Below are 15879 nucleotides of genomic sequence, written 5' to 3'. Positions count from 1 at the left end.
TTCATCCTGGCTGCCGTCGTTGCGGCAGCGGTCCTTTCCCTGTGAAATCGACGGAAGAGATCGTCGGGTTTCGATCCCGGCGCTCCCCCATCACGGGCGGACTATGTCGATGGCTCTCTTAATCAACGCTTACGGCCAATTCGCAAACCACGGCCGAAGCGGATCGAGATGTCTCATATCGAGAAGGCATCATTAATGTCGCTTAAATGCAATCGCAGCGATTGGCGCTAAACCCCAGCAAACACCCGTAGATTTCCGGATGAGCCACAATTTGCGCGTGCCGGCGGAGGGCCGTGAGGCGCTTCGTGCGCGCGGCTCGAACAGGCATCCGAAAACGCTGCCGCGCACGGTGCCCGGCGCAAACCGCCCTGCCCGCCTTGCTCTGCGGATGAGAGACATATTGCCGTTAGACTTCGCCGCGCAAACGTGGACAATGCCCTGACGCACATGACGTGCGCAGTGCACACCAAGATGCGCCAGGGGAAACAAATGCCGGCTGCCGGTCCGTCGTCCGAATCCATCATTCCAACAGCTCCGCTCACCGCCCACATGCGCGATTCGCTGCGCGCGATCGTCGGCGAGAAAGGTTTCATCGAGGACGAGCACGGCAAGCAGCCGTTCGTGACGGACTGGCGCGGATTGCTGGTTGGACGGGCCGGAGCCGTCGTTCGCCCCGGCAGCACCGAGGAAGTCGCCAAGGTGGTCAGGCTCTGCCACGAGCATGGGGTCGCGATCGTGCCGCAGGGTGGCAACACCGGCCTGATGGGCGGCGCCACGCCCTGGCCCACGCACACGGGCATCGTCTTGTCCTTGGGCCGCATGAACCGCGTGCTGGATATCGATGCCACCGGCTACACCATGACGGTCGAGGCCGGCTGCGTGCTGCAGTCTCTGCAGGAGACGGCAAGCAGGCACGACAGGTTCCTGCCTCTCAGCCTCGGCGCGCAGGGCTCGTGCATGATCGGCGGCAATCTGTCGACCAACGCCGGCGGCGTGCAGGTGCTCCGCTATGGCAATGCCCGCAATCTCGTCCTGGGACTCGAAGTCGTTCTGCCGAATGGCGATGTCTGGGACGGTCTGCGCGCGCTCAAGAAGGACAATACCGGCTACGACCTCAAGCACCTCTTCATGGGTGCCGAAGGAACGCTCGGCATCATCACCAAGGCGGTGCTCAAGCTATGGCCGGCTCCCAGGGACGTCTGCACGGCGTGGCTTGCGATCCGGGATCCGCGCGCAGCGCTGGAGATCCTGTCGGACGCCCATAGCGCATCCGAGGACAATGTCGGCTCCTGCGAGCTGATGAGCCGCGCTGCCGTCGACATGGTGCTCCGCCACATTCCCGGCACGCAGGATCCGCTCAAGGCGGACACGCCATGGTACCTCCTGCTGGAATGGTCGTCCTCGCGGGCACGCCAGGACGGGGCCGTGGGCATCGCAGAGAAGATGGAGCAGTTTCTCGGCGATCAACTCGAGGCCGGACGCGTGCTCGACGCGGTGATCGCCCAGACCGGAAATCAATCGCGCAACATGTGGCACATCCGGGAAAGCGTTGCCGAAGCCTCGCGCGCCGAGGGGCCGGGGCTCAGCTACGACGTCTCGGTGGCCATCTCCAGGATTCCGGAGTTCATCGACCTCGGCCTCAAGGCCGTGCGCGACATTCTCCCGTCCGTCCGGCCCTATCCTCTCGGGCATATCGGCGACGGCAATCTGCACTTTTCGTTCATGGCGCCGGTGGGCATGGATCAGCAGACGCTGACCCAATACAAGACCGCCATCACGCGGGCGGTGAACGATCTCATCACCTCCATGGACGGCTCGATCTCGGCGGAGCACGGCATCGGCATCGACAAGCTCGACGAGCTCAGCCACTACCGCTCGAAGATCGAGCTCGACGTCATGCGAACCATCAAGCGCGCGCTCGATCCGCAGAACATCATGAATCCCGGCAAGGTGCTGCGGCTGTGAGCTAGAACTTCGCGCCGAAACCTCCGGCGCCTCCCCGGCCGCCCGGACCACCCGGCCCCGGCGAAGGCGACGATGTGCCGCCCTTCAGCTCGGCGGCCGTAACCTTGCAGTCGGCGTTCTTGTCGTACTGGCCGATGAAGCGGCTCGGCTTGTCCACGAACTCGGAGCGGCTGACTTTGCCGTCGTGGTCGTCGTCGAAATATCCAAGCTCTGCCTGGGCGAAGGTCCGCTCGGCGCGACGGATAGCGGGGAATTCCGATGCGCTGAGAAAGCCATTCCGGTTCTGGTCGGCAAACCGGAACAGCTGCTCCATGTAGCGCTTCCATTCATCGCAGGTGTAGGTGCCGTCGCGGTCGTAGTCCCAGATCAGCGGGCCGTCCGGCAGCGGATCGACGCGCGGCGGCGTTGCGCCTCCCTGCGCCGGACCTCCTGGAGGCATTTGCGCGTGAACACCAGAGACGAAAACGAGGGAGAATACGACGACGAGAAAACAGCTCGCGGCGCGGAATGCGGTAGTCATAGGAGTGAACCGGAGATGGGAGCTTGCATGCGGACTGAGCAACCAGCCGCCGGCGGCGACAGTGTGGCTTCCGCCCGTCCGGCAATCGACTGTTACAAATCGGGGAGAGCCCGCATGGGTCGACGTCACCTGGCGTCCTCGTTCAATTCGATCGCCACCTCCGACATCCACGAGCCCGACGCTTCCATCAGGAAGGATTGATGGTTGCTTTTGGTCTGGATCGTCACCAGCGCAGCGACGGTGTTGCCCTCGATGCGCGCCTCGATCAGACCATCCTTATTGGTGCCATAGACCTTGCCGCCCTGCCGATACTCGCTCTCGAACCAGTCGCCTGACAGCTCCCTCCCGCTCTGCTCGATGTTGGCCAACAGCACCGTCTTGTACGCATCGCTGGCGCAGCGCAGGTCGAGCGTCAGGGATCGTCCGGGCTTCGTGACGTTGTAAGCCACCTTGCAGCGGACCTTTTCACGCGGGCCGTCCGACGGCTTCATCGGTCCCGATGGCCGCGGGAGGTTGACGAAGATGTTTACAGATGTTGCGGGATTGCCTGAACGTTGCCGGCCAGCACGTCAGTCGGTGATAAAGCCGATATCGCCGCGGCGGCCTCCCGTCGGCCTGGTTCCGCCGTAGATTCGGTTGATGTTGCCGATGAGAGCGGATTGCGGGTCGCTCGAGGCGGCGAAGCCGTCGTCCGGCCGCGACAACTCTCTCGGGCTCACGGCGCGGACCAGGTACGGCGTCACGAGAACGACGAGCTCGGTCTGATTGTTGACGAAATCCTGGCTGCGGAAGAGCGCGCCCAGCAGCGGCACCTGCATGAGCCCGGGCAAGCCGTTCACCGCCCGCTTGGTCTGGTCCTGAATCAGGCCCGCGATGGCCATGGAGCCGCCGGAGGGAATTTCGAGCGTGCTCTCGGCCCGGCGCGTCTTGATCGACGGCACGGTCAGCGAGTTGGTCGTGCTGTCGCTCACGGCCTGGGACAGAGTGATCGAATTCTCGTTCGAGAGGTCTGACACCTCGGTCATCAAATGCAGGCTGATGCGGCCCTCCGCGAGCACGACCGGCGTGAAGCTGAGCGACATCCCGAACTTCTTGAAGCTGATCTGCGTGGTGCACACATGGGTGGTCGGATCGCAGGAATAACCCGCGGGAACCGGAAATTCGCCGCCGGAAATAAAGGTCGCCGCCTCTCCCGAGATCGTCGTCAGCGTCGGCTCCGCCAGGGTGCGCACCACCCCCGCATTCTCCATCGCCCTCAGCGTCGCGGTCGTTCCACCCGCCGAAAGGGAGACATTGTTGCCGTCGACGAGATTCTTGCCATATGCCGTGAACGGGTTCGCATTGGTCAAGTTGACCACCGAGGTGCCAGAGCTGAGACTCGTGCTGAGATCGACGCCCAGCTGCTTGATGATCTGGCGGGAGACCTCAGCGACCGTCACCTTCAGCATCACCTGGTCACGGCCGCGAACCGTGATCGAGTTGACGACCTTGTCGGCGCCGCCCGTGAGGCGCGCGGCGATGTCGCTGGCCTGCTGGGCCTCCAGGGGCGTCGCGGCGGTACCGGTCAGGATGACGCCGTCGCCGACGCCGTCGATCTGGACGTTGGCGGCGGGAAGCGCCTGTTTCAACGCGGCGCGAACACCGTTCAGGTCACGCTTGACGGCGATGTCATAGGCCCTGATCGACTGGCCGGTATCGTCGAAGAACACCACGCTGGTCTGCCCGACCGCCGCGCCGATGACGTAGGCGCGCTGCGCCGATCGCAGCACGACGTTGGCGATCTTGGGGTCCGCGACCAGCACGTCCTTCACATCGCGCGGAAGGTCGAGCACGAAGGATTTGCCGACGCCGAGCGACACGAACTGCCCATCGGACTGGCCGGCCGCATCCTGCTGTCTCGAGATACGGCGGTCGGCGGCCTCCACGCCCGAAGGCAATGGACAAGACACCGCAGCCAGAAGGATGAGCAACGGCAGCATGCGCCTGAATGCGCGCGACAATGATCCGGCTCTGCCATGCATGACGATCGTCCTCAACGTCCAGCTCCACGGAAGACGCGGGTCCCCGCGGACTGCGGGATCCAGGTCGCATCAACGCGGGTTTAACGTCGCAGGTCGGCCGTTCGGTCGCCACTACAACAAGTGAAACAAAACAGAGAAGAGCGATACACGCGGGAAAAGAATGCCCGGCGCGCACTCGGCCCGCAAATCGCGCCAAGGTGCTCCGGCTGCGACGGAGCGGGGCACCCTCACTGTTTCTCAGCCGCGCGGATTGACCACGGCACAGCCGCGCAGAGAGCACGCGTGAATGCGCGTCGCGCTGCCGCCCGAATTGGCATCATACGCCATCCCCTACTGCATGATCGCAGCCGCGATCTTCTCGGCCGACATCAGCACCGGGAAATTGGTGTTGGCGCACGGCACCACCGGGAAAATCGAGGCGTCGACGACGCGCAGGCCCTGGATACCCCTGACGCGGCCCTGATTGTCGACCACCGCCATCGGATCGTCGGCCCGGCCCATGCGGCATGAGCAGGAGGCGTGCCAGACGCCGATGGTCGCCTTGCGCACGAAAGCTTCCAGCGCCTCGTCGTCGTTCATCACCTGATCGAAGGTGAAGCCCTCCACCACGAAATTGTCGATCATGTAGTGGCGCAGCGCCGCCGGTCCGTCCATCAGCGTCGCCGCGATCCTGGTCAGGATCTTGTTCCTGGTGTTGACGACGCCGATCTTGCGGACCTTGTCGGTGTAGGCGGCCGGGAACGGCTTGTCCGTCACCTGCTTCACGATGTCGCTCATCTGAATGGCCGCCATCTTGCGGAAGCCGCTCATCAGGCGATCGAGATCGCGCCGGTCTGACAGGAGATTGAACTCGACGATCGGCTCCGCGGACGGATCGCGCGAGGCCAGCTTGACCTGTCCGGTCTCCGAATAGGTCTTGTTGACGAAGGTCAGGAGCGAACCGATCTGCTCGCCGACCGCATGCCAGGCCGATTTCGAGAGCAGGACGACGAACATGTCGCCCTTCGGCACGCCCGCAAGTCCCGACGAATAACGCAGGCCCAGCTGCATGTGGCGCCTGGTGTGCTCGTTCATGCGCGCGCCGCGGCGGACGAAGGACGACAGCGAGATCGAGGGATGATCCATCAGACGCTGGCCCACGCCCGGTAATCCCATCAGCACGGGAATTCCCAGGTCCTTGAGGTGGCCAACCGGGCCGATGCCGGCACGCAAGAGATGCGCCGGTGAGTGGATCGCGCCGCTGGAGAGGATGATCTCGCGGCCGCGGAATTCCTGCTCGCGCCCGTCGACGATCGCCTTCACACCGACGCACTGCGTGCCTTCGAACAGCAGCTCGCGCACCTGCGTGTTGGTGGAGATGGTGAGATTGGCGCGCTTGCGGGTGTCGCGATCGAGATAGCCCATCGCGGCGGAGACGCGCTGCTCGGCCTGGTTCGAATGCGTCACCGGGAAGAAGCCGTCGACGAACTCGCCGTTCTGGTCAGGCAGGAATTGATGGCCGGCCTGCTGGAAGGCCTCGGCGAACGCCTGCGAGTGCTTGGTCCAGTGCTCGCGCGGGATGCGGCGGACCGGGATCTTGCCGTCCTTGCCGTGGTAGGGGCCGTCGAAATCGAGGTCGCGCTCGACCTTCTTGAAAAAGGGCAGCACGTCATTCCACGTCCATCCCTCGGCGCCGCGCGCGTCCCATTCGTCGTAATCGGTCGGCGCGCCGCGATTGGCCATCTGGCCGTTGATCGAAGATCCCCCGCCGAGCACGCGCGCCTGCTCGTATTTGCGCAACGGCGGACGGGATTCGTTCGGATTGTTGTGGCTGACGACCTGCGTCGTGACCTTGAGCTCGGTCCAGTGGAAGCGCGGATCGAAATAGGCAGTGCCCGGATAGCTGTCCCTGATCTCGGCCGGCTCGTTGCCGGGAGGCGTGTCCTGACCGGCTTCGCACAGCAGGACCTTGTTGGCGCTCTTGGCGGAGAGCCGGTGGGCCAGCACGGACCCCGCCGAGCCGCCGCCCACGATAATGAAGTCATGCACGATTGGCGTTTCCTGTTGTTCTTTGTTGGTGGAGCATAGCGCGTTGTCGTTTTGCCGTGGAAGGGCTTTGGACGCCGCACCTCGTGTCCCGGACGCGCTGCAACGCGTAGCGTTGCTGCGCTGAGCCGGGACCCAGAACGCTCCGGACTCGCTGTGATATGGGCCCCGGCTCTGCAGCGCACCGCTGAAGAAGCGCTGCGCTGCGTCCGGGGCACGAGCGCCATCGCTTGGTTCACAATGCTAGGGCCTGATCGAAAAATTCCCCGGCGGCCCCGCCTTGCGCAGCGGCTCCGCCAGACGCGCGAACTCGCACAGCAGCGAGCGCGTCTTGCGGGGATCGATGATCTCCTCGACCCAGAACTTTTCGGCCGAGCGGAACGGCGAGCGCAGCTTGTTGAGGCGCTCCTGGATCTCCTCCAGCTTGGCTGCCTTGTCCTCGGCCGCGTCGATGTCGGCGCGGTAGGCGGCCTCGATTCCGCCTTCGAGCGGCAGCGAGCCCCAATAGGCCGACGGCCAGGCGTAGCGGATCGAGAAGCGGTCGGCGGGCTGATGCACGACACCGGCGACACCGAACGCGTTGCGCAGGATCACCGTGCACCAGGGCACGGTGGTCTGGTTGACCGCGGCCATGACGCGGACGCCGTGGCGGATGGTCGCCGCCTTCTCGGCATCGAGGCCGATCATGAAGCCGGGGCAGTCCATGAGATAGACGATCGGCAGGTGGAAGGTCTCGGCGAAGTCGACCCACCGCACCACCTTCTGGCAGGCATCCGCGGTCCATGACCCGCCATAATGAAAGCTGTCGCTGGCGAGCAGCATCACCGCCCTGCCCTCGAGCCGCGCGAGTCCGACGATGATGGGCTTGCCGAAATTCTTGCCGACCTCGAAGAACGAGCCCTTGTCGACGACCGTTTCGATGATCGGGCGCACCTTGTAGACCTGCCTGCGGTTGCGCGGCACCGCGCTCATCAGCGCCTCGTCGCCGCGTTCGGGATTGTCGGTGCAGGGCAAGGTCGGCGGCAGCTCGTAGACCGACGACGGCAGATAGGACAGGAACCGCCGCGCGCAGGCAAAGGCCTCTTCCTCGGTGTCGACGGCATGATCGACCGCGCCGGCGCGGGTCTGAATGTCGGCGCCGCCGAGCTCCTCCTTGGAGAGGTCCTGCCCGAGCGCCTTCACCACCGGCGGCCCTGCAACGAACATCGCGGACTTCCGGGTCATGATCGAATAGTGGCTGGCAGCAAGGCGCGCGGCACCGAGGCCCGCGACCGAGCCGAGGCCAAGTGCCACCACCGGCACGCGCGACAAATTCTCGGTCGTGAAGCGATACCAGCGCGTGCCGCCAATGCCGCCGGGCAGATTGGCCGCGCCCTTGGTCTCGATCGTCTTCACCGAGCCGCCGCCGCCGGAGCCTTCGATGATGCGGACGATGGGCAGGCGGAAGTCGTGCGCCATCTCCTCCGCCATCAGGGGCTTTGCCGAGATCGACGCATCCGCCGAACCGCCGCGCACCGTGAAATCGTCGCCAACGACCACGACCGTGCGGCCGTCGACGCGGGCGCGGCCGAACACGCAATTCGCCGGCGTCAATTTCTTCAGATCGCCGCTGGGATCGTACTCACCGATGCCGGAGACGGCACCGATCTCGTGAAAGCTGCCTTTGTCGATCAGCTTGTCGATACGCTCCCGAACAGTCAGCCGGCCTTGGTCATGCTGTCGCTTGACCTTGTCAACGCCGCCCATCTCCCGCGCGAAGGCTTCGCGCCGGGCGAGCTCGTCGAGTTCCGGCTTCCAGTTCATTCACTCCCTCCGAATTGATCGGCTTGTTATTGTTATGCACGGCCATTGCGACCGGCTTACGCGAGATGCGATTGGCGAAGGCATCGCTTTCCGCGCCCTCCATCAGGCTGCCGAGCGAGCGGCCGAGCGCGAGCATCGGCGGAGCAACTTCGTCATGCAGACGCTGCTCGTCATACATCGCCGACAGAAGGCCGATCGTGATGACGACGAAGGTCTGGTACTGCGGTGACCAGATCGGCACCGCGAGCCCGTTGATGTGCGGGCTCCACAGGCCACAGGCCGTGACATAGCCGCGCTCGCGCAGCGACTGCCGGTTGGCTTCGATACGGGGCCGCAGGATCTTCGCAGCCTCGGGCGCTTCCCGCTCCATGTCGTTGATGAAGGCATCGCCGATTTCGGGCGCCAGCGCCGCCGTGTAGGCCGCGCCCGCCGCAGTCGAGGCCATCGAGATGCGGCTGCCGGTGCCCTCGTGCAGGCCGAGCGCGGAAGCCGAGCGCGCGAACTGGAGATAGACGAGATGGAAGCGATCGGGAACGACGAAGCCGACCGTGCCCGGCAGCTGCTCGGCGACTTCCTGCAGCCGCTGGCGGATCATGCTGCGCAGCTGCGCGCCCTTCATCATCGAAGCGCTCATCGCCACCGCGCTCGGACCGATGCGATACTTCTGGTCGCGCGGCAGATAAACCAGTTGGCCCATGCGCGTCAGCGTGTGCGTGAGCCGCGACACCGTCGAACGCGGCAGGCCGCAGCGATTGGAAATCTCGAGATTGCCGAGCCTGCTGTCGTGGCCCTCGAAGCATCGCAACACGTCGAACGCGCGCGACACCACCTGAATGACATCTCCCTCACCGGCATCGCCAGCGAGCACGCCCTGCCTACTCAACCGCTCGGATCGTCGTCCCATGTTCCCTACCGTCTGTTCCGCTGTGCGGAATTAAATTCCACTTGCAGACGACGCTACCTCAGGCATTTTGCGACGACAACAAAAAGGCGATGGCATGCCAGAAATTAAGATCGTCACGGAGGTCGCCGGACGCATCTGCGCAACTCCCGTGCAAGTTGGAGGAACCGTCGACGATGGCGACGACGTTGTGGTGGTCGAAGCCATGAAGATGGAGATACCGGTGCCATCGCCAGCGAGCGGCACGATCACATCACTTCTGGTGAAGCTCGACGACGTCGTTGCGGAGGGACAGGCGATCGCGATTGTCGCGAACTGACTGCATCCTCCGTCATTTCCGCGACAATCTGTCAGCCTCATTCCTCCATGCGCGGTACGGCGTTGCCATCGCTTGATGGCGATGACATGATCTCTTGCAAACAAAACGTTGTTTCAAACAAAGAAAGAAAACCCTCGCAGCAAAGCGAGGATCATTGGAGGGAAACATGCTTCGTGGGCTGTTCATGCTCGCGCCTGCCTTGGTTGCGGGCATTTCTTTTGCGTCTACACGCTATGCATCCGCCGAAGACATCAAGCTACCGGCGACGTTGACCTTCACCGCCTATGACACCGGCACCGCCGGCTTCAACATCGCCGTCGGCGTCGGCAAGATGATGAAGGACAAGTTTGGCACTGACGTGCGCGTGCTCCCCGCAGGCAACGACGTCGCCCGCCTCGCGCCGTTGCGTTCCAAACGCGCGGCATCCTCGGCGATGGGATCGGGCACCTACTTCGCGCAGGAAGGCGTGTTCGAATTCGGGGCCAGGGAGTGGGGCCCGCAGCCGCTCCAGATCATGCTCTCGACCGTCGACTGCAACTGCGGCTCGCTTGGCGTTGCCGCCGACACCGGCGTGAAGGAGCTGAAGGATCTCAAGGGCAAGCGTGTCGGCTTCGTGGTCGGCTCGCCCGCGCTGAACCAGAACTCGCTCGCAGTGCTCGCCTTCGCCGGGCTGACGCAGAAGGACGTCAAGGCCGTCGAATTCGCGAGCTACGGCGCGATGTGGAAGGGCCTGATCAACAACGACGTCGATGCCGCCTTCGGCACCACGATCACCGGCCCCGCCAAGGAAGCCGAGACCTCGCCGCGCGGCCTGATCTGGCCGCCACTGCCGGCCAAGGACAAAGAGGGCTGGGCGCGGATGCAGAAGGTCGGCTCGTTCTTCTTCCCGCAGGTCGCCACCTGCGGCGCCGGCATCTCGCCGGAGAAGCCGGTCGAGCTCGGCAACTACCCCTACCCGATCTTCGTTACGTACGCCTCGCAACCGGCCGACCAGGTCTATGCGATGACCAAGGCGATGATCGTCAACTACGACGCCTATAAGGACTCCGCGCCCGGCGCGGGCGGGCTTGCAGCCGACCGCCAGACCAAGAACTGGGTGGTGCCCGTGCATCCCGGAGCGGTGAAAGCACTGAAGGAAGCCGGGCAATGGAGCGATGCGCAGGAGGCGCACAACACCAAGCTGATCAAGCGGCAAGAGGTGCTCGGCGCCGCATGGACGGAGTACGGCAAGTCCAATCCGCCGTCGGACGACAAGGCGTTCCTCGACGGCTGGATGAAGGCGCGCGCAGCGGCGCTCGCGAAGGCCGACATGCCGAACGGGTTTGAGGAATAGTCCAAAGCGTTGAATAGCCCACGCGCGGGGTCCATCTGATGTCTGCTTCCACTGCCACCACCCCGCAAGACGAGCCCAAGCGGGTCGTGTTCGACGACCCGCATGGCGCCGCCGGCAACATGCAGGAGGCCGAGGTCACGCGCGTGCGCGCGCTTCGCGGCGCCTGGCGCTGGCTGCTGGTGGCCGCGACCGCGGCGACCATCCTGCTCTGCATCAACCAGCAATTCTCGCTACGATTCTTCATCGGCTACACCCAGCTCAACACGGAGTATTTCTATCTCCTGATCGCGCTGATGCTGCCGTTCACCTTCCTGATCTTCCCCGGCACCGAGAGCGCGCCGCTCGACCGGATTCCCTGGTACGACCTCGTCCTGTTCGTCGTGACCTTCGCCGCGGCGCTGCTGTTGATGTCGAACGTACGGAAGGCCGCCGAGGCCGGCTGGGAATTCGGTGGCGCGCCGAACAACGTGATCGCGGCGGGCCTCGTCATGTGGGTGATGCTGATGGAGGCGCTGCGCCGCACCGGCGGCTGGAGCCTGCTGCTCAGCGTGCTCCCCTTCACCGTCTATCCGCTGTTCGCGGAGGCCGGCTGGCTCGGGCCGTTCCGCGGCACGCAATCGACGCTGGAACAGGCGACCGCCTATCACGTGCTGTCGGGCGAAAGCCTGCTCGGCATACCGATCCAGGCCTTTGCCGACACCGTGATCGGGTTCCTGGTGTTCGGCACCGCGCTGATGATGACCGGTGCCGGCAAGTTCTTCATCAACCTCGCCTTCGCGCTGTGCGGCACCTTCCGCGGGGGCGCGGCGAAGGTCTGCATCTTCGCCAGCGGCCTGCTCGGCATGATGTCGGGCTCGATCATCTCCAACGTGCTGACGGCCGGCACCATGACCATCCCCGTCATGAAGAAGAGCGGTTTTCGCGCCTCCTATGCCGGCGCGATCGAGGCCTGCGCCTCGACCGGCGCCGTGCTGGCACCCCCGGTGATGGGGGCCACGGCCTTCGTGATCGCGCAGTTCCTCAACGTCAGCTACGCCGACGTCGCGCTCGCCGCGATCATTCCGGCTGCGCTCTATTATGTCGGCCTGTTCATGCAAGTGGACTCCTACGCCGCGCGTCACGGGCTGAAGGGCATTCCGCGCGCCGAGCTGCCGCGCGTCATGGATACGATCAAGGATGGCTGGTATTACGTCTTCGTCATCGCGCTGCTGATCGTGATGCTGCTCTACTTCAAGCGCGAGAGCCACGCGCCGTTCTACGCCACCGCACTGCTCCTGGTGCTCAACCAGCTCTTCTCCAAGGACACGCGTTGGACGTTGGCAACGATCGGCAAATTCCTCGAGGTCAACGGCCGCACCTTCGTCGAGCTGGTCGGCATCCTCGCCGGCTGCGGCCTGCTGATCGGCGCGTTCTCGATGACTGGCGTGGTGTCGAGCCTCGCCAACGACCTGCTGCACATCGCCGGCGACAATCCGTTCCTGCTGCTCGGCATGTGCGCCCTAACCAGCCTGATCCTCGGCCTCGGGCTGACGACGACGGCCTGCTACATCTTCCTCGCCATCCTGGTCGCGCCCGCACTGGAAAAGCTCGGGCTGAACAGGATGGCGGTGCACATGTTCATCTTCTATTGGGGCATGCTGTCGTCGATCACGCCGCCGGTGGCGATCGCCTCCTTCGCCGCCGCAGGCATCGCCGGCTCGCCGGCGATGAAGACCGGCTGGGAATCGATGTGGGTCGGCAGCATCATCTATTTCATCCCGTTCTTCTTCGTGCTCAATCCGGCGCTGGTGCTGCAAGGGCCGAGCCCCTATTTCGCCGGCCTCGGCCTGATGGGGCTGGCCGCGTTCGGCACGCTGTTCATCTGCGGCGGCATTCAGGGCTACCAGCCCTTCGTCGGCGACCTGCGCGGCACAGGCAGCCTGGAATGGCCGATCCGCGTGCTGCTGGTGATCGGCGGCTTCGTGGTGGCGACGCCCGGCGGCGGAATCATGCCGCTGTCGCAGATGCAGGTGACGCTGCTCGGCCTTGGGATCCTCCTGCCGACGATCTTGATCGCGCTTCTGCTGATCCGACGCCAGCCTGTGATGCCGGATGGGTTGCGCGTCCCCTGATTGCGTTGCACAAGTGAGGCGATGACACCGCTCTCGCCTCTCGCCGCCGCCTGGACCCGTTCGAAACCGCCCTTGCTGCGGTTTCTGGACAATTGCCTGAACGAGTTCTCGGCCGAGACGTCGGGCCACGTCGCAGGCTACATCCCGGAGCTGAGCAAGGCCGATCCTGCCTATTTTGGCATCAGCCTCGCGACACTGGACGGCCACGTCTACGAGGTCGGCGATTCCAGGGTACCCTTCACCATCCAGTCGATGTCGAAGCCGTTCGTGTTTGCGCTGGCGCTGGACCTCCTCGGCGCAGGCAGAGTCGAGAGCGCGATCGGCGTCGAACCATCAGGCGATCCCTTCAATTCCATCCGGCTCAACGCCGAGAACCATCCGTTCAACCCGATGGTCAATGCCGGCGCGATCGCCTGCACCGGGCTGATCTACGACAGCAAGGGTGCGGAAGCCTTCGAGCAGATCCGCCTCGCGCTCAGCCGCTTTGCCGGACGCGACCTTGCCGTGGACGAGGCCGTCTATGCGTCCGAAAGCCAGACCGGCGACCGCAACCGCGCCATCGGCTATCTGCTCAAGACCAACGCGGTGATCTCGGACAACGTCGCGGCCGTGCTCGACGTCTATTTCCGGCAATGCGCCGTGCTGGTCACCGCGCGCGACATCGCAGTGATGGCGGCGACGCTCGCCAATCGCGGCGTCAATCCGGTCACCGGCGAGCAGGTGCTGACGCCTTACGCGATCTCGCGCACCCTCTCGGTGATGACCTCGTCGGGCATGTACGACTATGCCGGCGAATGGATCTACCGGATCGGCATTCCCGCCAAGAGCGGTGTCGGCGGCGGCATTCTGGCCGCACTCCCTGCCCGGCTTGGGCTCGGCAGCTATTCGCCGAGGCTCGACAAGCACGGTAACAGCGTGCGCGGCATCAAGGTCTGCGAGGCGCTGTCCTCGCATTACGACCTGCACATGCTCAACCGCAGCGACGATGCCCGCAACGCCGTCATCGCCGATTACGACATCGGCAGGAGCCCGTCGCGCCGCGTGCGCCGGCCGCAGGAACGGGAGATTTTGGCCGTGCACGAGCAGGAGGTGCGGGTCATCGAGCTGGTCGGAACGTTGTCGCTGTCGGCAGTGGACTACGTCTCACGGCGGCTGGCCGGACGGCCGCGGCCGCAAATCGTCGTGTTCGACCTGCACCGCGTCACCTCCACCACCCGCGCAGGCGCCCGGCTGATCGCCGAAGCGTTCGAGGAGCTCGCGGCGCTGAATGTCACCGTCGTGATTTCAGGCGTCAGGCGCGCCTCCAAGGAATGGGACTCCTTGCGGGAATGGACCGCCGAGCTGAAGAACGTCCGCGACTTCTATCTGCTCGACACCGCGATCGAATGGGCCGAAGACCAGATCGTCTACCGCTATGGCGGCTCGATCGACTTTCACGAGACCACCGAGCTTGCCGAGCAACCGCTGCTCGAGGGCATGAGCGAGGAAGAGCTGACCGACCTCGCCTCGATCTGCACGATCAGGACCTTTCGGTCCGGCGAGAAGATCCTCACCAGCGGCGATCCCGCCGACGCCCTGTTCTTCCTGCGCAGCGGCGCGGTGCACGTCACCTTGCCCGACGGCGTGCGCCTGGCAACGCTCACCGCCGGCATGGCCTTTGGCGAAATGGCGCTGCTGGAGCCGACGCGCTCGGCCGACGTGTTCGCAGACATGGCGGCGACCGCGTTCGAGGTTCCGCTGAAGGATTTCAAGCGCTTCCGCAAGCAGCATCCGCGCGCCAGCGAGCGCGTCATGCGCAACCTGGCGCAGCTCCTCGCCGACCGCCTGATCGTCGCCAACGCGAAGGTGGATATCCTGACTTCGACGTAAACTCAGCCTACCGGCTCGCCGCCTCGCTGATGCGTCGCCTGATCTTGGCGGCACTGGCGTCGAGCAGCGCCGACGGCTGCTGGCCGGTGGCGGCGCACAGGCAGGCCCAGTAGTAGACGACATCGCCGAGCTCTTCGACGAGACCCGCCTTGTCGAGCCAATCGTCGCGCAAGAGCTTCTTGATGTGCTCGGCGACTTCGCCAGCTTCGCCGGCGAGTCCGAGGCCGAGATAGGACAGCCGCTCGTTGGTCGGATGCTCATCGACCTTGGCAATGGTTGCGGCCCAGGCCGCGTATTCATCGATCGTCATGAGCATCCCTCGCAAGCCAAGCCTTGGATCAGCCCACCACTTCCGTGACGGGCTGGAGGTCGATCTCGAACGTCTCCAGGAACTTCGAGGTCATGATGTAGAAGCCGACCGAGAGCTGGAGCTCGACCAGCGCGGCCGGTGTCAGCTTCGACGCGATCGCCTTGAAGGTCGCATCCGTCGGCTTATTCAGCTTCACGATCTCGTCGGTGAACGCGAGCGCTGCGCGCTGCACCTCGTTGAAGCACGTCGCGGCCTGCCAGTTCTCGAGCGCCTCGTTCTGCGCGTCGGTGACGCCGACATTCTTGCCGATGCGCTTGTGCGCGACGATCTCGTACGGCGCCTCGCACAAGATTCCGGTGCGCGTGATCGCGAGCTCGCGCACGATCGGATCGAGCTCGCCCTTGTGGCGGATCGCACCGCCCAAGCGGCAGTACTGCTCGAAATAACTCGGCGAGTGCGCCATCATGCGGAAGATGTTGGCGTTGCGGTTCTTGTCGAGGATTTCGCGGGTGCGGTCGGATGCCTTGGACGGGTCGCTGTAATCGATGCGGGCCATGATTTTCCTGAAGTTTTTCCTGAGCCTTTGATGCTCATTGTCGTTGCCGGGATAGGTTCCCAAAAACTCTATTCGCGCACGAACGCAGGAGCAACATCAAGGAGTCAAATTGCCGCCGCATTGCTGATCGACCTTGGCACAGTCGA

Annotated in this window: 13 protein-coding genes; 5 read left to right on the top strand and 8 right to left on the bottom strand. The window is 64.5% G+C overall.

What is annotated here, in order from left to right; genetic code table 11:
• Positions 1–489: 489 nt before the first annotated feature.
• On the top strand, positions 490–1965 hold the full coding sequence (locus TSA1_RS36585) for an FAD-binding oxidoreductase (protein WP_100181540.1): 1476 nt from the start codon (positions 490–492) through the stop codon (positions 1963–1965).
• Position 1966: 1 nt separating this feature from the next.
• Here TSA1_RS36585 and TSA1_RS36580 read toward each other — a convergent pair whose 3' ends face one another.
• The 6 genes from TSA1_RS36580 to TSA1_RS36555 all read right to left on the bottom strand — a co-directional run bounded on the left by TSA1_RS36580 (position 1967) and on the right by TSA1_RS36555 (position 9238).
• Positions 1967–2404 (bottom strand): EF-hand domain-containing protein, encoded by a 438-nt coding sequence (locus TSA1_RS36580; RefSeq protein ID WP_100180560.1) that lies wholly within the window; start codon positions 2402–2404, stop codon positions 1967–1969.
• 206 nt (positions 2405–2610) lie between these two features.
• Positions 2611–2976 carry a hypothetical protein gene (locus TSA1_RS36575; RefSeq protein ID WP_245448500.1) on the bottom strand — a complete coding sequence of 122 codons (366 nt, stop codon included), beginning with the start codon at positions 2974–2976 and terminating at the stop codon, positions 2611–2613.
• Positions 2977–3054: 78 nt separating this feature from the next.
• A complete protein-coding gene (locus TSA1_RS36570; protein WP_100180559.1) occupies positions 3055–4464 on the bottom strand; it encodes a type II and III secretion system protein family protein in 1410 nt (469 codons plus the stop codon).
• Between the two features lie 372 nt (positions 4465–4836).
• Positions 4837–6534: a GMC family oxidoreductase gene (locus TSA1_RS36565; protein WP_100180558.1), complete on the bottom strand. Its 1698-nt coding sequence runs from the start codon at positions 6532–6534 to the stop codon at positions 4837–4839.
• Positions 6535–6774: 240 nt separating this feature from the next.
• Positions 6775–8334 (bottom strand): acyl-CoA carboxylase subunit beta, encoded by a 1560-nt coding sequence (locus TSA1_RS36560; protein WP_100180557.1) that lies wholly within the window; start codon positions 8332–8334, stop codon positions 6775–6777.
• Positions 8264–9238 (bottom strand): IclR family transcriptional regulator, encoded by a 975-nt coding sequence (locus TSA1_RS36555; RefSeq protein ID WP_100180556.1) that lies wholly within the window; start codon positions 9236–9238, stop codon positions 8264–8266. The genes TSA1_RS36560 and TSA1_RS36555 overlap by 71 nt, the downstream gene beginning before the upstream one ends.
• A gap of 94 nt (positions 9239–9332) precedes the next feature.
• On the opposite strand from TSA1_RS36555, the gene TSA1_RS36550 reads away from it, so the two are divergent.
• The 4 genes from TSA1_RS36550 to glsA all read left to right on the top strand — a co-directional run bounded on the left by TSA1_RS36550 (position 9333) and on the right by glsA (position 14867).
• On the top strand, positions 9333–9554 hold the full coding sequence (locus TSA1_RS36550) for a biotin/lipoyl-containing protein (protein ID WP_100180555.1): 222 nt from the start codon (positions 9333–9335) through the stop codon (positions 9552–9554).
• A gap of 166 nt (positions 9555–9720) precedes the next feature.
• Complete coding sequence (locus TSA1_RS36545) at positions 9721–10887, top strand: TAXI family TRAP transporter solute-binding subunit (RefSeq protein WP_100180554.1); 1167 nt, start codon at positions 9721–9723, stop codon at positions 10885–10887.
• A gap of 38 nt (positions 10888–10925) precedes the next feature.
• Entirely contained in the window at positions 10926–12998 is a 2073-nt protein-coding gene (locus TSA1_RS36540) for a TRAP transporter permease (protein WP_174719241.1), read from the top strand.
• A gap of 21 nt (positions 12999–13019) precedes the next feature.
• Positions 13020–14867 (top strand): glutaminase A, encoded by a 1848-nt coding sequence (gene glsA / locus TSA1_RS36535; RefSeq protein WP_100180552.1) that lies wholly within the window; start codon positions 13020–13022, stop codon positions 14865–14867.
• Between the two features lie 7 nt (positions 14868–14874).
• Here the strand turns inward: glsA and TSA1_RS36530 are convergent, their stop codons facing one another.
• Positions 14875–15177 carry a nucleoside triphosphate pyrophosphohydrolase family protein gene (locus tag TSA1_RS36530; protein WP_174719240.1) on the bottom strand — a complete coding sequence of 101 codons (303 nt, stop codon included), beginning with the start codon at positions 15175–15177 and terminating at the stop codon, positions 14875–14877.
• Between the two features lie 28 nt (positions 15178–15205).
• Positions 15206–15733, bottom strand: a complete 528-nt coding sequence (locus TSA1_RS36525; protein ID WP_100180550.1) for a carboxymuconolactone decarboxylase family protein — start codon at positions 15731–15733, stop codon at positions 15206–15208.
• Positions 15734–15879 lie beyond the last annotated feature (146 nt).

Source organism: Bradyrhizobium nitroreducens (assembly GCF_002776695.1).
GTDB classification, from domain to species: Bacteria; Pseudomonadota; Alphaproteobacteria; order Rhizobiales; family Xanthobacteraceae; genus Bradyrhizobium; species Bradyrhizobium nitroreducens.
This window is presented reverse-complemented; position numbering and strand designations above follow the sequence as displayed.